At 68.9% G+C, this 18,222-nt stretch carries 18 protein-coding genes; 14 read left to right on the forward strand and 4 right to left on the reverse strand.

Annotation, left to right across the window (positions count from 1 at the left end; genetic code table 11):
* The 9 genes from E8A12_RS08890 to E8A12_RS08930 all read left to right on the forward strand — a co-directional run.
* Positions 1-744, forward strand: a 744-nt coding sequence (locus E8A12_RS08890) for an AMP-binding protein (RefSeq protein WP_293367763.1), incomplete at its 5' end; no start/stop codon positions are given.
* A 17-nt stretch (positions 745-761) separates the two neighbouring features.
* Positions 762-1,532, forward strand: a complete 771-nt coding sequence (locus E8A12_RS08895) for an SDR family oxidoreductase (protein WP_293367765.1) — start codon at positions 762-764, stop codon at positions 1,530-1,532.
* Between the two features lie 10 nt (positions 1,533-1,542).
* A complete protein-coding gene (locus E8A12_RS08900) occupies positions 1,543-2,124 on the forward strand; it encodes a hypothetical protein (RefSeq protein WP_293367767.1) in 582 nt (193 codons plus the stop codon).
* A gap of 13 nt (positions 2,125-2,137) precedes the next feature.
* Complete coding sequence (locus tag E8A12_RS08905; protein ID WP_293367769.1) at positions 2,138-3,331, forward strand: CoA transferase; 1,194 nt, start codon at positions 2,138-2,140, stop codon at positions 3,329-3,331.
* On the forward strand, positions 3,328-4,080 hold the full coding sequence (locus E8A12_RS08910) for an enoyl-CoA hydratase/isomerase family protein (RefSeq protein WP_293367771.1): 753 nt from the start codon (positions 3,328-3,330) through the stop codon (positions 4,078-4,080). The genes E8A12_RS08905 and E8A12_RS08910 overlap by 4 nt, the downstream gene beginning before the upstream one ends.
* Before the next feature lie 13 nt (positions 4,081-4,093).
* The gene (locus E8A12_RS08915; protein WP_293367773.1) at positions 4,094-5,200 is read left to right on the forward strand and encodes a pyridoxal phosphate-dependent aminotransferase; all 1,107 of its coding nucleotides are present in this window, start codon (positions 4,094-4,096) and stop codon (positions 5,198-5,200) included.
* A gap of 3 nt (positions 5,201-5,203) precedes the next feature.
* Entirely contained in the window at positions 5,204-6,631 is a 1,428-nt protein-coding gene (locus tag E8A12_RS08920; protein ID WP_293367775.1) for an AMP-binding protein, read from the forward strand.
* Between the two features lie 5 nt (positions 6,632-6,636).
* A complete protein-coding gene (locus E8A12_RS08925; RefSeq protein WP_293367777.1) occupies positions 6,637-7,455 on the forward strand; it encodes an acyl-CoA thioesterase domain-containing protein in 819 nt (272 codons plus the stop codon).
* Positions 7,456-7,578: 123 nt separating this feature from the next.
* Positions 7,579-8,520, forward strand: coding sequence for a response regulator (locus E8A12_RS08930; RefSeq protein WP_293367779.1), 942 nt, complete (start codon positions 7,579-7,581; stop codon positions 8,518-8,520).
* A 2-nt stretch (positions 8,521-8,522) separates the two neighbouring features.
* Here E8A12_RS08930 and E8A12_RS08935 read toward each other — a convergent pair whose 3' ends face one another.
* Positions 8,523-9,779: a cytochrome P450 gene (locus E8A12_RS08935; RefSeq protein ID WP_293367781.1), complete on the reverse strand. Its 1,257-nt coding sequence runs from the start codon at positions 9,777-9,779 to the stop codon at positions 8,523-8,525.
* A gap of 106 nt (positions 9,780-9,885) precedes the next feature.
* On the opposite strand from E8A12_RS08935, the gene E8A12_RS08940 reads away from it, so the two are divergent.
* Together E8A12_RS08940 and E8A12_RS08945 are read left to right on the forward strand one after the other, a co-directional pair.
* Entirely contained in the window at positions 9,886-10,704 is an 819-nt protein-coding gene (locus tag E8A12_RS08940) for an RNA methyltransferase (RefSeq protein ID WP_293367783.1), read from the forward strand.
* Between the two features lie 68 nt (positions 10,705-10,772).
* On the forward strand, positions 10,773-13,214 hold the full coding sequence (locus E8A12_RS08945; protein ID WP_293367785.1) for an ATP-binding protein: 2,442 nt from the start codon (positions 10,773-10,775) through the stop codon (positions 13,212-13,214).
* On the opposite strand, the gene E8A12_RS08950 is transcribed toward E8A12_RS08945, so the two are convergent.
* Together E8A12_RS08950 and E8A12_RS08955 are read right to left on the reverse strand one after the other, a co-directional pair.
* Positions 13,211-14,014: a class III extradiol ring-cleavage dioxygenase gene (locus E8A12_RS08950; protein WP_293367787.1), complete on the reverse strand. Its 804-nt coding sequence runs from the start codon at positions 14,012-14,014 to the stop codon at positions 13,211-13,213. The genes E8A12_RS08945 and E8A12_RS08950 overlap by 4 nt on opposite strands.
* Positions 14,015-14,018: 4 nt before the next feature.
* Positions 14,019-14,576 carry an NAD(P)H-dependent oxidoreductase gene (locus tag E8A12_RS08955; protein WP_293367789.1) on the reverse strand — a complete coding sequence of 186 codons (558 nt, stop codon included), beginning with the start codon at positions 14,574-14,576 and terminating at the stop codon, positions 14,019-14,021.
* Positions 14,577-14,693: 117 nt separating this feature from the next.
* Between E8A12_RS08955 and E8A12_RS08960 the strand changes: the two genes are divergently transcribed.
* Complete coding sequence (locus E8A12_RS08960; RefSeq protein WP_293367791.1) at positions 14,694-15,623, forward strand: LysR family transcriptional regulator; 930 nt, start codon at positions 14,694-14,696, stop codon at positions 15,621-15,623.
* Here E8A12_RS08960 and E8A12_RS08965 read toward each other — a convergent pair.
* Complete coding sequence (locus E8A12_RS08965; RefSeq protein ID WP_293367793.1) at positions 15,620-16,408, reverse strand: enoyl-CoA hydratase; 789 nt, start codon at positions 16,406-16,408, stop codon at positions 15,620-15,622. The two genes, E8A12_RS08960 and E8A12_RS08965, sit on opposite strands and share 4 nt — an antisense overlap.
* 55 nt (positions 16,409-16,463) lie before the next feature.
* Between E8A12_RS08965 and E8A12_RS08970 the strand changes: the two genes are divergently transcribed.
* Positions 16,464-17,594 carry a ferritin-like domain-containing protein gene (locus tag E8A12_RS08970; protein ID WP_293367795.1) on the forward strand — a complete coding sequence of 377 codons (1,131 nt, stop codon included), beginning with the start codon at positions 16,464-16,466 and terminating at the stop codon, positions 17,592-17,594.
* A 75-nt stretch (positions 17,595-17,669) separates the two neighbouring features.
* Positions 17,670-18,222 (forward strand): FAD-dependent oxidoreductase (locus E8A12_RS08975; protein ID WP_293367797.1); only part of this gene is annotated, 553 nt, incomplete at its 3' end.

The raw sequence follows: 18,222 nt of genomic DNA on the forward strand, positions 1-18,222 counted from the left end.
ATGGGGGTGCCCACCTTCTACACGCGCCTCCTGGCCAATCCGGAATTCACCCCCGCGCGCGCCGCGCACATGCGCCTGTTCATCTCGGGCTCCGCGCCCCTGCTGGAGTCGACTTTCGCCGAATTCGAGGCGCGCACCGGCCTGCGCATCCTGGAGCGCTACGGGATGAGCGAGGCGGTGATCATCACCTCCAACCCGCTGGTCGGCGACCGCATCCCCGGCAGCGTCGGCTATCCGCTGCCGGGCGTGGAGCTGCGCATCGGCGGCGGGGAAGAGACCGGGGTCATCGAAATCCGGGGACCCAGCGTGTTTTCCGGCTATTGGCGCATGCCGGAGAAGACCGCCGAGGAGTTCTCCGCCGACGGCTTCTTCAGGACCGGCGACGTGGGCCGCCGCGACCCTGACGGGCGAGTCTGGATCTCGGGCCGGGCCAAGGACCTGATCATCTCCGGCGGCTACAACGTCTATCCCAAGGAGATCGAGCTGGTGCTCGACGAGCTGGCCGGCGTCACCGAAAGCGCGGTGGTCGGCGTGCCGCACCCGGACTTCGGCGAGGGCGTGGTGGCGGTCGTCATCGGCGCGGGCGATGAGGCGGCGATGATCGCCGAATGCCGTCGCCAGCTCGCGCCCTACAAGTCGCCCAAGCGGATCGTCTTCGTTGAAGACCTGCCGCGCAACGCCATGGGCAAGGTGCAGAAGAACCTGCTACGCGACCGGTACGGAGACCTGTTCAAGACAGGCTGACTGAAGGGGAAGACGCGATGGACTTGCAGCTCAAAGGTAAGACTGCCGTGGTGACTGGCGGCACGAGGGGCATTGGCCGAGCCATCGCCGAATGCTTCGCCGACGAAGGCGCCAATGTCGCCGTCTGCGCTCGCAACGCCGAGCAGATCGCGGAGACCGTGAAGGTCCTGGAGGGCCGGGGCGTCAAGGCCTGGGGCGAAGTGGTGGATATCGCCGATGGCGCGGCCCTGCAGGCCTTCGTCCGGAGCGCCGCCGAAAAACTGGGTGGGATCGACGTCCTGGTCTCCAACGCCAGCGCGCTCGTACAGGGCAATGCGCAGGCCGACTGGCAGGCGATGTTCGACATCGACATGCTGGGCGCCGTGCGCACCTGGGAGGCCGCCCAGCCCTTCCTCGGGGCCGCGGCGGCCAAGACCGGCGATGCGGCCTTCCTGATCATCTCGTCGGTGTCATCGGTGAATTCGGACAACCCGTCGGCCTATGGCGCGATGAAGGCGGCCCTGATCCACTTCGCCAAGGGCGTTGCGCGGCAGAACGCGGCCAGCAAGGTCCGCTGCAACGTCGTCTCGCCGGGCACGGTCTACTTCGACGACGGCGTCTGGGGCCGCGTGAAGGTCGGCATGCCCGGGTTCTTCGACCAGATGATCAAGCGCAATCCCACCGGCCGAATGGCCACGCCGGAGGAGATCGCCGCAGCGACCGTGTTCCTGGCGAGCCCGCGCTCGGCCTTCACCACGGGCATCAACATGATCGTCGACGGAGCCATCACCCAGCGGGTCAACTATTAGGCGCAAGCTGATGGAATATAACTACTTCGAGCTGCGCCTGAAGCGAGATCGCACGGCCCAGAAGGCGCTGGGCGACCATGTGCGCCAGACGCTGGGCGCCAAGGCCGTGGCGGTGTTCGCGCCCCTGCTGGGGTTCGCCTCCAACCAGGCGCTGGTGCTGACCACCGGCGACGCCGCGGTCGACGCGGTGATGCGCGCGCCGGGCGTGGTCTCCGCCGAGCGCCATCGGCTGACGCCGACGATCAGGCCCGCCGATGGGGCGAAGCCGGCGGCGATGGGCGTCTATGTCCACAACTGGTTCACGATTGACGCCACGGGCTTCGACGAATTCGTGAAACTGTCCGGCGAGGCGTGGCCGGACTTCGAGGGCCACTTCGAGACGAAGATCTTCGGCCTGTTCGCCGCCCAGCCCAGCAAGGACGATCTGATGGAGGGCGCGCGGCGCCTCTTGCTGATGACCGGCTACAGGGACCTGGGCGAGTGGCAGAAGAGCCGCAATCCGGCCGAGACCGCGCGCAACGCCTTCGCAAGGCGGCGCGACCTGACCCGCGTATCGTTGGCGCGGTCCTGCGTCCTGGCGCCGGCCAGCTAGGGAGGAACCGGCCATGGGCGCGCTCACCGGTCTGAAGGTGCTGGACTGCACGCATGTGATCGCCGGGGCCTATTGCTCGATGGTGCTGGCCGACCTGGGCGCCGACGTGATCAAGATCGAGCCGCCCGGCGGAGAAAGCACCCGCGGACTGGGCGGAACGGGCGGCGGCTTCCGCGCCTTCGACTTCGTCAACCGCAACAAGCGCGCCATCGCGCTCGACCTGACGACCGAGGCGGGCGCCGCCGTCGTGCGCAGGCTGGCCGAAACGGCGGATATCTTCGTGGAGAACTACCGGCCCGGATCGCTGGACCGCATGGGCCTGGGCTACGCGGAACTGGCGAAGGTCAATCCGCGGCTGGTCTATTGCTCGGTGTCCGGCTTCGGCCTGGACGGCCCCTATCGCAGCCGCGGCGGCTTCGACCTGATCGCCCAGGCGATGAGCGGGATCATGAGCTTCGTGGGCGAGGCCGGCAGCGAGACGCCGTGCTCGACGGCGGTGCCGATCTCCGACCTCAACGCGGGTCTGTTCGCCGCCACTGGCGTTCTGGCGGCGATCCAGAGCCGGCACGTCACCGGCAAGGGCCAACAGGTGGAAAGCTCCCTGCTGGAGTCGGCGCTGGCCTACACGATCTGGGAAAGCGGCATGTACCTGACCACCGGAGCGGTGGCCCAGCGCAACGGCACGCGCCACCGGTTGGCGGCGCCCTACGAGGCCCTGAAGACCGCCGACGGCCACATGGTGGTGGGCGTCAACAGTCAGCGTCTATGGAAGCGGTTCTGCGAGGCGCTGGGTGACACGGCCCTGGCCGACGAGCCCGGCTTCGAGACGACTGGCGGGCGGATGAAGAACCGTGACGCCCTGCAGGCGCGGATCGAGGCGATCCTGGCGACGGACACCTCCGCCAACTGGGTCCTGAGGCTGGAGGCCAAGGGCGTTCCCGCCGGGCCGCTGAACACCATCGCGCAAGCCTGGGACGACCCGCAGGTCAAGGCGCGCGGACTGCTCGTCGAGGCGGGCGGACGGCCGTTCCCGCGCACGCCGATCAAGCTGCACGACACGCCCGTTGCGCTTACCCGCGGCCCCGCCGAGGTGGGCGAGCACACCCGCGAGGTGCTAGGCGATGCCGGATATTCCGCTACTGAGATCGACGCCCTGATCGCGGCCGGCGCGGCGGCTGTGGAACGTAAGACGGAGATCCCAGCATGAGCGGGCAGGTGCATGTCCAGCCGGTCAGCGACGCCGTCGTCCTGCTGGAGATCGACAACCCGCCGATGAATCCCCTGGGCGTGGAGATGCGCCAGACCTTCATGGAGGCGCTGGATCAGGTGGAGGCCGACGACGCGCTGCGCTGCCTGATCGTCACGGGCAAGGGCCGCGCCTTCTGCGCCGGCGACGACCTGAAGAACGTCGGACCCGCAGGCGAGGACCTGGCCGGATTCGGCAGGCTGCTCGACCGGCTGGAACAGACCCGCGTGCCGGTGATCGCCGCCGTCAACGGCTGGTGCGTCGGCGGCGGCTTCGAACTCGCCTGCTGCTGCGACATCCGCCTGGCCTCGACCGAGGCGAAATTCGTCTGCGCCGGCGTCAACGTCGGTCTGATGGCCTCGACCTACCGCCTGCCGCGGCTGATCGGCGTCAGCCGCGCCAAGGCCATGCTGCTCACCGGCCTGCCCCACGACGCCGAGACGGCGGACCGCTACGGCCTGGTCACCGGCCTGCACGCGCCGGACGACCTGCGCGCCGCCGCCATCGCACTGGCCGAGCGGATCGCCAGCCGCGCGCCGCTGTCGGTGGAGGCCACCAAGCGCACGTCAAGCCGCGCTCTGGACCTTTCGCCCGAGGACTGGGGCGCGATCGCCGCGCCGGAGCTGCGGGTCCTGCGCAAGTCCAACGACCATCACGCTGCCGTCGCGGCCTTCCGCGAACGCCGCGATCCGGTCTTCACCCGCAGCTAGGAGCCGCCCAAACGTGCGCTATGTCCGAATGCCGATCGAGGTGGAGAGCCCGGAGGAGTACGGCTATTCGCGCATCCGCTGGAACCTCTCGGAGAGTTCGGTCGCCGACCAGAAGCTCTCCGATCTCGGCCTGACCATCCCGGACATGCCGCTGCTTTACGGCGAGCACCGAGGCCGCGAGCGGCTGCGCGAGTTGATCGCCGCAGACGGGCAGGGGCTTTGCGCCGGGGACGTCCTGGTGACCACCGGAGCGGCCGGGGCGCTGTTCATCATCGCCACCTCGCTGCTGTCGGCCAGTGACCATCTGGTGGTGATCCGGCCCAACTACGCCACCAACCTGGAGACGCCGCGCGCCATCGGCTGTCCGACGACGCATGTCGATCTCAGCTTCGAGGACGGGTTCCGGATCGATGTGGACAAGGTCGCCGCGGCGCTCACGCCGGCCACCAGGATCGTCAGTGTCACCTGCCCACACAATCCGACGGGGGTGATGCTGAGCGAGGCTGAACTGTGTGGCCTGGTCGACCTCACCGCCCGCCATGGCTGCCGCCTGCTGGTGGACGAGACCTATCGTGACCTTTCCTTCGACGGTCCGCTGCCGCCGGCCGCGTCGCTGGGCGACCACGTGATCAGCGTCTCATCGCTCTCCAAGGCCTATGGCGTGCCGGGCATCCGCATCGGCTGGCTGATCACCAAGGACCCGTCCCTGCAGGAGGTGTTCCTGGCGGCCAGCGAGCAGATCAGCATCTGCGGCAGTGTCATGGACGAGTGGGTCGCCGAGCAGATCATGGAGAACCGCAAGGCGATCCTCGGCCCCCGGCTGGCCGAGATGCGGCGGCGCCTGCAGCGGGTCAGCGACTGGATGGCCGGCGAGGACCGGCTCGAGTGGGTGAAGCCCAGCGGCGGGGTGGTCTGCTTTCCGCGCATGACCGCCGACCCGCCGGGCGGGACGGAGGCCTTCTACCGCCGCCTGCTGGAAGATCACGGCGCCTACGTCGGTCCCGGTCACTGGTTCGAGCAGTCGGATCGGCATTTCCGCGTCGGCTATGGCTGGCCCACCTCCGAGGAACTGGACGCGGGCCTGGCGGCGATCTCGGCCGCCCTGCGCGGGAACGGCTGAGCGATGTTCGACCGCTACGTCGCCTTCCGGGCCAGGCTGCAGCCGCGGGCGAGCGCGGTGATCACGCCGGCGCGGGCCTTCAGCTTCGCCGACCTGGACGCCGACGTGAACCGCTTCGCCGGCGCCTTGCGGGCCCTGGGCGTCGGTCCGGCCTCGGGCTTGGTGGCGGCGCAGAATAGTGACGCCTACGAGGAGCTGGTGCTGCTGCTCGCCCTGGCGCGGCTGGGCGTCGCTTCGACCCCCGAGTACGACGCGGCCGCGGACCTGCGGCTGGGCGCCGAGCCGCTGGCGCAAGGCCGCGCGTTCGTGCGGATAACCCAGGCCTGGATCGACGCAGCCTTCGCCGCGGAGCCTTTCCCGGTGACCTCGGCTCAGGTCGCGCCCGAGGCGATCGGCCGGGTGCTGATGTCTTCCGGCACGACGCGCACGCCGCGGCGCGTCGGTCTGAGCTGGCGGATGATCGACGCCAATGTCCGCAACGCGGCGGTCACCTGGTGCGCCGGGCTGTCCGGGCGCTGGATGCCGCGCACGGGACTCGACTCGATGCTGGGCCTGATGACCTGTCTGACCGGCTGGTCGGTGGGCGCGGCGATCACCGTCGGCTGGGAGCTTGAGGACCTGCCGAAGACCCTGGAGGTCCTGAAGCCGAGCTTCCTGACCTTCACTCCTGCGCATTTGCGCGAGCTCCTGGCGGTGACCCCGCCGGAATTCCGGCCGTTGCCGGGCCTGCGCATACTGGTGGGTGGCAGTCTTCTGCCGCGGGACCTGGCGCAGGAGACGCGGCTTCGCCTGACCGCGGATCTGCGGATCATCTACGGCTCGACCGAGTGCAGCGCCATGGCGCACGCCGACGCCGCTCTGCTGGAAGCGGCGCCCGGCGCGACGGGCTATCCCGGTCCGGACGTGCACGTGGAGATCGTGGGCGCCGATGGGGCGCTGCTGCCGGCGGGCCAGTCCGGCGAGGTGCGCATCATCTGCGAGCGCAGCGCCCAGGAATACATCGACGACCCTGAGGCCAGCGCCGCGGCGTTCCGCGAGGGCGGCTTCCATCCAGGGGACATCGGCCATCTGCGCGGCGACGGCCTGCTGGTGCTGGAGGGCCGCGCCGACGACCGCATGAACCTCGGCGGGCGCAAGTTCATGCCTGGCCCGTTGGAGGAGGCGGCGCTGGGCTGCCCGGGCGTGCTGGACGCCGCGGTCTTCGCCGCGCCCGATGAGGCCGGGCTCGACCGTTGCTGGTTGGCGGTGGTCCAGGACGAGGACTTCGACCGCGAGCGCCTGATCGCCCATCTGGCCGCGCAGAGCGAGGGGCTGCCGCCGTTCCGTTTCGCCTGGATCGCCGAGATCCCGCGCAACGCCATGGGCAAGGTCGAGCGCAACCGCCTGCGCGCGGAGACCATGGCCGCGCTGGGCCTGACGCCGGTAGAGTGAGCCGCATGGACCGGCTGTTCTTCGACCTGCGCGCGACCCACAACCCGCATCGCTGGTTCATGCCGTTGACGCCGGACGTCTGTGTCGGCCGGCCCGACGAGATGTTCATGTTCGGCGGCGTGGGCCTGGCCTCGGCGATCGGCGCCATGGAGCGCACCACCGGCAGGCCGCTGATCTGGGCCACGGCGCAGTACCTGTCCTACGCCAAGCCGCCGAGCGTGGTGGACCTGGATGTCTGGGTGCCGGCGGCCGGCAAGTACAACAGCCAGGCGCGCGTCATCGGCCACGTGGGCGACAAGGAAATCTTCACGGTCAACGCCGCCCTCGGCGCGCGGCCAAGCGAGCTGTCGCGCCAGTGGCTGACCATGCCGAAGGTCCCTCGGCCCGAGGACTGCGAGCCGGGCGAGCACTGGCGCGCAGCCCACTACGGCCTGCACAGCCGCATGGAAGTGCGCGTCGCCAAGGGCCACTACGGCTTCGATCGTCAGGGCGCGGCGGAGGAGGACGGGCGCCTATTGCTCTGGGTGCGGCCGCGCGAGCGGTTCGCCATCGACTCCTCGATGCTGGCGATCATCGCCGACCATGTGCCATCGGGAATCGGCAACGCGCTCGGCCAGAACGCCGGCGGCAACAGCCTGGACAACACCCTTCGCATCCGCCGGATCGTGCCCACCGAGTGGGTGCTGTGCGACCTCCGCATCCTGGGCGTCCATGGCGGCTTCGGCCACGGGGCGATGTACCTGTTCGCCCAGGACGGCGAGCTGTTGGCCACCGCCAGCCAGTCGCTGATCGTGCGGGTGCGGGAGACCGTGGAGGACCGCTAGGCGGTCTCGCCGCCGCGCAAATTAACGGGACTTTGGCGAACGCCTGTCACCCTCCGGAAAAAATCGGGGTCGGTGATGGTGGAAGATGGGAATGGGGCCGGCGCTCGCGCCGATGGGGCCGCTGTGTCGCTGCGACTGACAGCCGACCTGGCCTTGCCGGCGTTCGTGGCCGGCTTCCTGGGGATCGCGGTCGCGCCGCACAGCCATGGCCTTGGGCGGCTCCTGGCGGTAGCGGCGATCCTTGCCGTGGCGGCCCACGCTGTGCTCAGCCGGTTCAGGGCGCGGCGCGCCGAGGCCGCGATGGCCGGCGCTGCAAAGGCAATCGAGAACGCCAGCTGCGCCACGCGCGCTGTCCAGACCGCGATCGAGCACCAGGCTGTTCCGGCCCTGGAGAAACTGCTGACCGCCACGGGGAGCCTGACGTCCGACCGCCGGGTGTCAGCAACGGTGCGCAGCCGCCTCTCGCCGATCCAGGCGGCGGGCGAACACGCGCGTTCGATCCTGCAAGCCATCGTCGGGGCGCCTGGCGCCGAACGCGCCGCGCCGCCGGTCGCCGCCGAGGCGTGGGAGAACTTCGCCCAAACGGAGGTTGAATCCGCGCCGCTGCCGGCTTTCGCCGCCATGCGGCCGGCGTCCGGCCAGCCGCTGCGCGTGCTGGCGGCCGAGGCCAATGGGGTCCATCAGCTCGTGCTGCGGACCCTGCTGGCGCAGATCGGCATGGAGGTCGAGTTTGTCACCAACGGCGACGAGCTGATCGAGGCCTGGCGGCGCGAGGACTGGGACCTGATCCTGATGGACGCCCAGACTCCCGAGATCGACGGCCCGACCGCCGCGCGCATGATCCGCTCGGTGGAGGTGAAATTCGGCTGGAAGGGGACGCCCATCGTGGCGCTGGCGACCCATCCGTCGGCGCGCGATGTCGACGGCTACGCCGAGGCCGGCATCGACGTGTGGGTGTCCAAGCCCATCGTCGGCGCGAGCCTCTTCGAGGCGATCGAGACCGCCATGGCAGCGCCCGCCGTCGCCGCCGCCTGGGAACCGATGGAACTGGCCGAGGTCGCCTGAGCCTAGGCCCGCGAGGGGATCACCACCGGCAGCGTCTCGTAGCCCTTCACGAAGGTAGAATAGACCCGCTTGGGCTCGCCCACGACCTCGATGGTCGGGAAGCGCTTGAGGATCTCTTCCCAGATGATCTTCAGCTGCAGCTCGGCCAGCCGGTTGCCCACGCAGCGGTGGATGCCAAAGCCGAAGGAGATGTGGTTGCGCGGGCGTTCGCGGTCGATGATGTAGTCGTTGGGCCGGTCGATGACCTCGTCGTCGCGGTTGCCCGAGACGTACCACATGATCACCTTGTCGCCCTTCTTGATGGTCTTGCCGCCGAACTCAAAGTCCTGCAGCGCGCGGCGGCGCATGTGGGCCAGCGGGGTCTGCCAGCGGATGGTCTCGGAGACCATCGAGGGGATCAGCGAAGGGTCGGCGCGCAGCTTGGCGTACTGATCGGGGTTCTGGTTCAGCGCCAGGATCGAGCCGGAAATGGTGTTGCGGGTGGTGTCGTTGCCGCCGACGGTCAGGAGCACGATGTTCCCGAAGAATTCGCGCGGCTCCATGTTCCGCGTGGCCTCGCCGTGCGCCAGCATCGAGACCAGGTCGCCGGTGGGGTCGGCGTTGACCCGCTCGTTCCAGAGCTTGGTGAAGTAGGCGTGGTATTCCACGAAGATCGCCATCTTCTGCTCGAAGCTGTCGATCAGGCCCTGGCCGGGCGCGGCGGTGACCACGTCGGACCAATAGATCAGCTGGCGGCGGTCCTCCTGCGGCATGCCGAACAGCGTCGCCAGCGTCATGCCGGTCAGTTCTTTGGAGACCTTGTCGACCCAGTCGAATTCCTCGCCGATCGGCAGGTTGTCGAGGATCATGGCCGCCCGCTCGCGGATCAGCGGCTCCATGACCTGCAGGCTGGTGGGTGAGACCGCCGGGCTCACCGTCTTGCGTTGAACATCGTGGCGTGGCGGGTCCATGGCGATGAACATCGGCAACGGACCGTCGCCGCCGGGCGGTTCGGCGATGGTGATGCCGCCCTCGGACGAGAACACCTGGTGATTGGTGTCGATCGCCATGATGTCGTTGTACTTGGTGATCGACCAGTAGGGTCCGAACTCGTGCTCGCGGGTGTAGTGCACCGGAGCCTCGGCGCGCAGGCGTTCGAACATCGGCCACATGGCGTCGGCCTGGAACAGCGCCGGCTGGGCGGGGTTCAGCTCCGCGAGCGCAGTCCCGTAGGCAGCTTCACGCGCCTCGGCCAGGTTCGCCAGATTGCCGTCTGCCATGGGTCGTCCTCCGCGGGATTTAAGCATCGTATAGATCGTAAAATGACGCCAGCGTCAACTTTGCGGCGACTAGAGGCTGCCGCCCAGCCGTGACAGAACCGCCCGCGTGCGGCCCTTGATCCCCATCGACGATCCCAACGATCCGCGCCTCGCGGACTACCTGCAGGTGCGCGAGCGCGACCTTGTCGGCCGGCAAGGCGGTTTCATCGCCGAGGGCGTGGTGGTGCTGGAAAAGCTGATCCGCGCCGGTCGCCATCCTCTGCGCTCGGTGCTGGTGGCGGAGAAGCGCGCGGAGACGCTCGCGCCGATGCTCGCCGAGCTGGCGCCGGAGGTGGCGGTCTATGCGGCGGGGCAGGCGGTCATGGATGCGGTGGTCGGCTTCCACATCCATCGCGGGGTGCTGGCCGCGGGCGTGCGTGCGGAGCCCGACCTTGCGAGCCTGCTGGCGGCGCTCCCGCCGCGCGCCCTGGTGGTCGGCCTGGCCGGCATCGCCAACCACGACAACATGGGCGGCCTGTTCCGCAACGCCGCGGCCTTCGGCGCCGACGCTGTGCTGCTCGACGACGGTTGCTGCGATCCCCTCTATCGCAAGGCGATCCGCGTCTCGGTGGGCGCGGCGCTCACCGTGCCTTTCGCGCGGGCTGGAACGGCCGTCGATCTCGCCGGACGGCTGGCCGCGGAGGGCTTCGAGGTGCTGGCGCTCTCGCCGCAGGGACAGAGCGAGCTGGACGACGTCGCGCCAGGCCTGCGGGTGGCGGCGCTGTTCGGCGCCGAGGGGGCGGGGCTGCCGGCCTCAGTGATGGCCTTGGCCCGCGGCGTGCGGATCGGCATGGCGGACGGCTTCGACTCCCTGAACGTTGCAACCTCAAGCGGCATTGTCCTGCACCGCCTCGTTGCAAACAGGCGCGACGGTTCCGGTGATTAAAGCCCTTTCTTAACCGGGTCCGGGTCAGGGTTGATCCGAATGGCGCATCGTCGCCTCTGGGGAAGCGAATGGCAGGCGAACTTCGCCCGCGTGCGCCGAATGGCTTGGAACAGTCGGGGCCTGTCTTCGACCGGGCGCGCCGGCTTGCGCGCACCCTCTTTGAGGACGTCGAGGCGTCGGTGGTGCTGCTGAGCGACGGCGACGCCTGGCGCAGCCACGACCCGACGGGCAAAGCGCCGAAGGACGCCCCTGTCGCGCGTATGGTCGTCGACTCCGGCAAGCTGCTCTGGGTCGCCGACGCCAGCCAGGACGACCGCTTCCGCCATCGCCCCAACGTCACCGGCTCGCCGCATGTCCGCTTCTACGCCGCGGCCCCGATCCAGCTCGAAGACGGCTCGATCCCGGGCGTTTTCGCCGTCGCCGGACAGACCGCCAAACCTTTTGACGAGGCCTTGGCCGAGCGGCTGCAGGACCTCGCCGATTTCGTGGCCGACGAATGGAGCCGCATACAATCCAGGAACGCTCGTGAGGCCGCGCGCCGGGAGAGCGACGTCGCCCAGCGCATGGTGGCGATGATCATCGAGACGGCGCCCCTCTCGCTCCTGATGACCGACCTGGAGATGCGGATCCTTTCCGCCAGCCCGCGTTGGATCGAGAGCCGCCAGCTGGGCGACGGCGAGGTGATCGGCCACTCGCTTTACGAGCTGTTTCCCAGCACCTACGAGAAGTGGCGGCCGGTCTACGATCGCTGCCTTGGCGGCGAGCCGATCCAGGCCGACCGGGTCGAGTTCCACCGGCCGGACGGCTCGGTCATCTGGTTGCAGGTGGAGTTGACGCCCTGGCGCGATAGCGCCGGGGAGATCGGCGGCCTGATCATCAGCTCGCATGATGTCACGCGCATGGTTGAGGGCCTGGAGCGGGCGGAACGCTCGGAGGAGCGCCTGCGGGTGGCGATGGAAACCGCCGACATTCACGTCTGGGAACTGGATTTCCGCCGCCACGAGCTGATCAACATCGGCGCTCCGGCGAACTTCTACACCGACGAACAGACCTACGAGCGGCTCGCGCGGGATATCTGGTCGTCGATCGACGAGCGCGACCTGCCGCGGGTGAAGGAAGAGTGGCGCCGGCACGAGCAGGAGGGGGTGCCCTACCGGCCCGAGTACCGCGTGCATCGATCGGACGACAAGGACGTCTGGGTGCAGGGCGCCGTGCGCTATCTCACCGACGACGAGGGCCAGCCGCTGCGAATGATCGGCGCGCTGCAGAACATCACCGACCGCAAGGCCGCCGAGCTCGCCCTGGTCCAGGCCAAGGAGGAGGCGGAGTCCGCGACCCGCGCCAAGAGCGCGTTCCTGGCCACCATGAGCCACGAGATCCGCACGCCGCTGAATGGCGTGCTGGGCATGGCCCAGGCAATGGCCATGGGCACACTCGAAGATGAGCAGCACCAACGCCTGGACGTGATCCGCCAGTCCGGCGAGAGCCTGCTGGCGATCCTGAACGACGTGCTGGACTTGTCCAAGATCGAGGCCGGCAAGCTGGAGCTGGAACGCGCCGAGTTCGACCTGGAGGAGACCGTGCAGGGCGCGCTGAGCGCGTTCGCCGCCACCGCTCAGGCCAAGGGGCTGACGCTGACACTGAATATCCAGCCGGCCGCGCGAGGTGTTTACATCGGCGACAGCGTCCGCGTCCGCCAGATCCTCTACAATCTGATTTCCAACGGGCTGAAGTTTACGGGAAAGGGCGGGATCAAGGTGACCCTGTCGCGGCGAGGCCGGCGCTTGCGGCTGCAGGTCGCGGACACCGGCATCGGCGTCGCGCCGGAGAAGCTGACCGGCCTCTTCCAGAAGTTCGAGCAGGCCGACGCGTCGACGACCCGGCGCTACGGCGGCACCGGTCTGGGCCTTTCGATCTGCCGCGACTTGGCCGCGCTCATGGGCGGCGAAATTCGCGCCGAGAGCAGCCCGGGTGAGGGCGCGACCTTCACGGTCGATCTGCCGCTGGAGCGGGTCGCCGATTCGCCAGAGCGGACGTTACGGGTCACCGGCGAGCGGCCGGCTGTGATGGACGAGGCGGCCGCGATCCGCGTGCTGGCGGCCGAGGACAACGGCATGAACCAGCTGGTCCTGCGCACCCTGCTGGCGCAGGTCGGCATCGAGCCCACGATCGTCGGCAACGGCCGCGAGGCTGTCGAGGCCTGGGCCAGCGAGCCCTGGGACATGATCCTGATGGACGTCCAGATGCCCGAGGTGGACGGACCCACCGCGACCGGCATGATCCGCGCCCGCGAGCGGGCTGCGGGCCTCGCGCGCACCCCGATCATCGCGCTGACCGCCAACGCCATGGCGCATCAGGTGGCGGAATACGCAGACGCCGGTATGGATGGCTTCGTCGCCAAGCCAATCGAGGCGGCGCGCCTGTTCGAGGCTATTGAGTTCGCGCTGGAAACCCGTCGAAAAGCGGTCGTGGAAGCCGCCACCGCCACCGCCGCCACCGCCGCCGCCTAAGCCGCGGCGCGACCGAATTCGTAGCCGCTAAGCGCCACGTCCATCGCCACGTCGCGAAAGGCCACGCGGCCGGGTTCGCCCTGCGCCGCGCCGGCCGCGACGAAGAGCGGCGCGAGATGCTCTTCGCGCGGATGGGCCTCGCGGGCGTAGGGGCCCTGGTCCCAGTGGCGGATCGCCTCATCGCGATGCGCCGTATCGGTCATCGCCGACTCCAGCCAGGCGTCGAAAACCTTCGACTTTTCGGTGAAGGCCGGGCTGAAGCCGCGCATGTTGTGCCAGCTCATGCCCGAGCCCACGATCAGGACGCCCTCGTCGCGCAGGGGCGCGAGCGCCCGGCCTGCCGCGAGGTGCGCCTGCGCGTCGAGGTCAGCGCGCAGCGAGAGCTGCACCACCGGGATATCGGCCTCGGGCGTGGCCAGCAGCAGTGGCACGAAGACCCCGTGGTCGTAGCCGCGCTGGGCGTCTTCCGCCGTGGGGAAACCCGCCGCGCCCAGCAGGTCACGTACCCGCGCCGCCAGCGCCGGCGACCCCGGCGCCTCGAAGCGCAGCCGATAGGTCTCTTCGGGGAAGCCGTGGTAGTCGAAGACCATCGGCGGCCGGGGCGAGGAGCCGACCGTGAACACCGGCTCTTCCCAGTGGCCGCTGACCATCAGGATCGCCTTAGGCCGCTCTGGCAGGTCCGCCACCATGCCCTTCAGCCAGGCGGCGGTGCGGTCCCAGGTGTCGGCAGGGCCGCGGGTCCACTCCATGAAGAAGCAGGGGCCCGCGCCGTGGGGGATGAATAGGGTGGGAAGCGTCAAGGGCTTAGCTCAGGTGCTTCTCGATGCCGTCGGCGAAGACCTGGCCAAAGCCGGTCAGGAACTCGCGGGTGGCCTCGTTGGTAAGCTCGCCGGCCTCGTCGAACATTGAGGCGACGCCGCCGACATAGGTCTCCGGCTGGTTCACCGTGGGCATGTTCAGGAACACCAGCGACTGACGCAGATGGTGGTAGGCCCCGAAGCCGCCGATGGCGCCAGGAGAGTTGCTGACGACGGCGGCGGGCTTGCCGTTCCAGACGCTCTGGCCATAGGGGCGCGAGCCCACATCTATGGCGTTCTTGAGCACGCCGGGGATGCCGCGGTTGTACTCCGGCGTCACGAACAGGACAGCGTCCGCCGCCCTGATGCGGTCGCGGAATGCGGTCCATTCGGCCGGAGGCGTGCTCTCCAGATCCTGGTTGAAGAACTGCAGCTGGCCGATGTCGACGAAGTCGAATTTCAGATGGGTGGGAGCCGCGGCGGTGAACGCCTTGGCGAGTTTGCGACTGAAGGATTCCTTGCGGAGGCTGCCGACGATCACGGCGACGGTGCGGGCTTTGGACATGGTTCTCGTCCTCTTGAATTGGTGTGAGCGCTAAATGCACCCGCGCCGTTCAGTTGATAATCCGGCTTGAACGCACAATTATGTTTCCACAGAGGAAGCAATGGCCCGGGGACGTCCATGGACCGTTTTGACGAGATCAACGCCTTCGCCGCCGTGGCCGACGCCCGCAGTTTCACGCAGGGCGCGCGGCGTCTGGGCGTCTCCAGCGCCCAGGTCTCCAAGCTGGTGGCCCGGCTTGAGAACCGCCTTGGCGCGCGGTTGCTAAACCGCACAACGCGCGACGTGTCGCTCACCGACACCGGCAGGGCCTATCTTGAGCGGGCGCGCAACGTCCTGGACGATTTCGAGGCGCTTGAAGGCTCCGTGCGCGACCAGAGCGGGCCGAAGGGTCTGCTGAAGATCTCCGCCCCGGTCTCCTTTGGTGCGAGCCAGCTGACGCCGGCCCTGCTGGACTTCGCGGCGGCCTATCCGGAGGTGTCGCTGGACGTCAGCGCCACCGACCGCATGGTCAGCCTGGTGGAGGAAGGCTTCGACGTCGGCGTGCGCATCGGCGAGCTTGGCGACTCCTCGCTGATCGCGCGCAAGCTGGCGGCGGTCAGGATGGTGACCTGCGCCTCGCCCGGCTACCTGCAGGCCGCCGGCGCGCCCGCCACGCCCGACGACCTCGCAAAACACGAGGCGATCCTCGACAACAACATGCGCGATCCGACGGTATGGAGTTACGGCGGCCATGCAGACCGCCACGACGTGCGCGTCCACGGCCGACTGAAATTCGGCGGCGCCGACGCCTGCGTGGCCGCCGCACGGCGCGGATTGGGCGTCACCCGCACCCCGGCCTTCGCGGCCGCCGAGGACCTGCGCGCCGGGCGTCTGGTCCCGCTGCTCTGCGCCTACGAAGTGCAGGTGATCCATGTGCACGCGGTCTATCCGCACGCCCGGCATCTGGCGGCGAAGGTGCGCGTGTTCGTGGACTTCCTGGCGGCCCGCTACGCCGGCGAGCCGGAATGGCACCTGGGCTGGGGCGAGGCCAAGACCTCCACGCGCTAACGTCCCTTCGCCGCCGCCCGCTCGGCCAGGAAGCGGGCCATGGATGTGGCGGCCCCGTCGGTGTTCCAGGCGTCCTCGAAGGCGTCGACCCCTGCGGCGACCGCGGCGGTGATCGGCAGGTCCTCCCAGGCGCGGATCAGCGACTTCTGGATGCGTACGGCGCGCGGCTCGGCCTGAAGCAACAGGTCCAGCAAGGTGTCGACGGCGGAGAACAGCAGGGCCGCAGGATGCACCTCCTCGACCAGGCCCCAGGCGGCGGCGTCGGCTGCGCTGAAGGTCTCGCCGGTCATCAGGATGCGCCGGGTGCGTCCCCAGCCGATCAGCGCGGGAAGGAGGGCGGCCTCGACCACCGAGGGCAGGCCCAGCTTCACCTCCGGCATGCCGAAGACCGCAGTCTCGGCGGCGATGCGCATGTCGCAGGCCGCGGCGATCTCCAGGCCTGCGCCCAGGCACCAGCCGTTCACGGCGGCGATCACCGGGACGGGCAGGTCGCGGATCGCGCGACAACAGCCATGCACCTTCAGGATGAAGACCCGCGCGGCTTCCGGCGAAGCAAGCTGCGCCATCTCGTCGATATTGGCCCCGCCGATGAAGGCCTTGCCGCCAGCGCCGGTCAGGACAACGGCGCGCAGGTCCGGCTCAGTGGCCAGTTCCGCGAAGGCGGCGACGAACTGCGCCATCACCTCTGACGAAAGGCTGTTGAGCTTCGTCTGGTTGTCGACGCTGACGATCGCGACGCGCCCGCGCGGGCGGCTCTCGTGGCGGACCGTGACGTAAGATATCATTGTTCAGTTGACACTTTGATGGTCTCATCCCCGGGGCAAAGGCAGGACACATCACATGGCCGACGGCAACATCACCAAGGATATTCTCTACGACGCCGTCGCGCCCGACGACTTCGAGTCCATGCTGGAGCTTGACCGCTACAACGCCCGCTCAACGGCCTTCGACAAGATCATCTCGGCGACCCACGACCACTTCTGGGATCCGCTGGATCCCAAGTACATCGACTTCTCCGCGCCATGGGACATGGAGAATGACGCGCTGCTGCCTGACGACCAGGTGGTCAGCCTTGGCGTGCCCTATGTCCTCGAACACCTCGAGAAGACCGGCCAGAAGGCCAAGTTCATCAATGAGATGGCGCTCTGGCAATTTTCCTCGATCCTGCATGGCGAGCAGGGCGCGCTGAACCTGTCGGCCAGCCTCTGCCATGTGCTGAAGGACCAGGGCGCCCAGGAATACGCCGCCAACCAGACCCGCGAAGAGGCCCGCCACGTCACCGCCTTCGCCAAATACATCAAGGCCCGCTGGGGCCGGCCGCGGCCGTGCGGGGTGGTGCTGCAACAGCTTCTGGTGGACATCATTTCCGCGCCGGAGGTCTACAAGAAGATCATCGGCATGCAGATGCTGGTCGAGGGCCTGGCCATGGGCGCCTTCGCCACCGGCTTCCAATTCAACCGCGACCCGCTGGCGCGCAAGCTCTTCCAGCTGGTGATGACCGACGAGGCCTTCCACCACAAGTTCGGGAAGATCTGGGCCGACCGCACCATCCCGCGCATGAGCCAGGAAGAGCGCAACACGGTCGAGGATTGGGCCGCCCACTGCTTCCAGTCGCTGCTGTTCAACCTCGGCTCGCCGATCCAGCAGGCGCAGGTCTATCGCGATTTCGGCCTGGACCCGGACAAGGTGCTGGAGGGCGTGCGGGAGATCATCCAGAACGACGAGGCGCGCCGGGAACGGCTGAAGAGCCAGACCAACATCTTCCGCGTCCTGATCAAGACCCTGCACAACGCCGGCCTGATCACCGAACGCACGCGCGCCTTCTACGCCACCTACGTCGACATGGACGAACTGAAGGCCGAAGGCGACAAGATGGTCGGCGACGACATCGCCGAGGAGGGGATCAAGTACCTCCAGGAGATCAACTTCAAGGATCGCAACGCCAAGCCGGTAAGCATCGCCGCCGAATAGCCGCGGGCGCCGGGTTCCGCTTGATTTTCGCGGGCCGGACGGTTCGTTAGGCCCATGACGCATGGGCCGAAGGTCATGGTGGCGGGAGCCGGCGCGCTGGGGCTGACCACGGCCCTGGCGCTGGCTGACGCCGGCTGCGCGGTGACGCTCAGCGATCCCGCCGCCGCGCCCCAGGCCTCATCGGTGGCGGCCGGGATGCTCGCCCCGGTATTCGAGACCGTGCTGGACGGCGGCGACGAGGCCGACCTCGACCTGCTGCTGGCCGCGCGGAACCTTTGGCCAGCCCTGGCGGCGCGGGCAGGCGTCGAGGTCGACAGGTCCGGAACCGCCGCCGTTGGCGCAGCCTCCTGGCTGGCGCCGGTGCGCAGCGGCCTGGCGCGGCTGGGCCTGCGCGGCGCGGACCTGCCGCGATCGCTGCTGGCCGACCTGGCGCCCGGCGTAGCCGAAGATGTCGAAGCCCTGTTCCTGCGTGAGGATTGGCGGCTCGATCCGCGTCAGGCGCTGAAAGCCTTGCGCCAGTCGGCCGAGGCGGCCGGCGTGGCGTTCGCGTCCGAAATCGCCGCTCAGCGCGGCGACGCCGATTGGCTGGTGATCGCCACCGGCGCCGCGCTGGGCCTGGCCGAATTTG

The sequence above is a fragment of the Phenylobacterium sp. genome, from assembly GCF_004799395.1.
Lineage (GTDB): Bacteria > Pseudomonadota > Alphaproteobacteria > Caulobacterales > Caulobacteraceae > Phenylobacterium.

What these genes read in the sequence shown, in the direction of transcription:
- E8A12_RS08955 (WP_293367789.1), bottom strand. Translation starts at nt 14,576, where the DNA reads ATGTCCAAAGCCCGCACCGTCGCCGTGATCGTCGGCAGCCTCCGCAAG.
- E8A12_RS08935 (WP_293367781.1), bottom strand. Translation starts at nt 9,779, where the DNA reads ATGGCAGACGGCAATCTGGCGAACCTGGCCGAGGCGCGTGAAGCTGCC.
- E8A12_RS08925 (WP_293367777.1), top strand. Translation starts at nt 6,637, where the DNA reads ATGGACCGGCTGTTCTTCGACCTGCGCGCGACCCACAACCCGCATCGC.
- E8A12_RS08920 (WP_293367775.1), top strand. Translation starts at nt 5,204, where the DNA reads ATGTTCGACCGCTACGTCGCCTTCCGGGCCAGGCTGCAGCCGCGGGCG.
- E8A12_RS08900 (WP_293367767.1), top strand. Translation starts at nt 1,543, where the DNA reads ATGGAATATAACTACTTCGAGCTGCGCCTGAAGCGAGATCGCACGGCC.
- E8A12_RS08910 (WP_293367771.1), top strand. Translation starts at nt 3,328, where the DNA reads ATGAGCGGGCAGGTGCATGTCCAGCCGGTCAGCGACGCCGTCGTCCTG.
- E8A12_RS08895 (WP_293367765.1), top strand. Translation starts at nt 762, where the DNA reads ATGGACTTGCAGCTCAAAGGTAAGACTGCCGTGGTGACTGGCGGCACG.
- E8A12_RS08965 (WP_293367793.1), bottom strand. Translation starts at nt 16,408, where the DNA reads ATGATATCTTACGTCACGGTCCGCCACGAGAGCCGCCCGCGCGGGCGC.
- E8A12_RS08945 (WP_293367785.1), top strand. Translation starts at nt 10,773, where the DNA reads ATGGCAGGCGAACTTCGCCCGCGTGCGCCGAATGGCTTGGAACAGTCG.
- E8A12_RS08905 (WP_293367769.1), top strand. Translation starts at nt 2,138, where the DNA reads ATGGGCGCGCTCACCGGTCTGAAGGTGCTGGACTGCACGCATGTGATC.
- E8A12_RS08970 (WP_293367795.1), top strand. Translation starts at nt 16,464, where the DNA reads ATGGCCGACGGCAACATCACCAAGGATATTCTCTACGACGCCGTCGCG.
- E8A12_RS08960 (WP_293367791.1), top strand. Translation starts at nt 14,694, where the DNA reads ATGGACCGTTTTGACGAGATCAACGCCTTCGCCGCCGTGGCCGACGCC.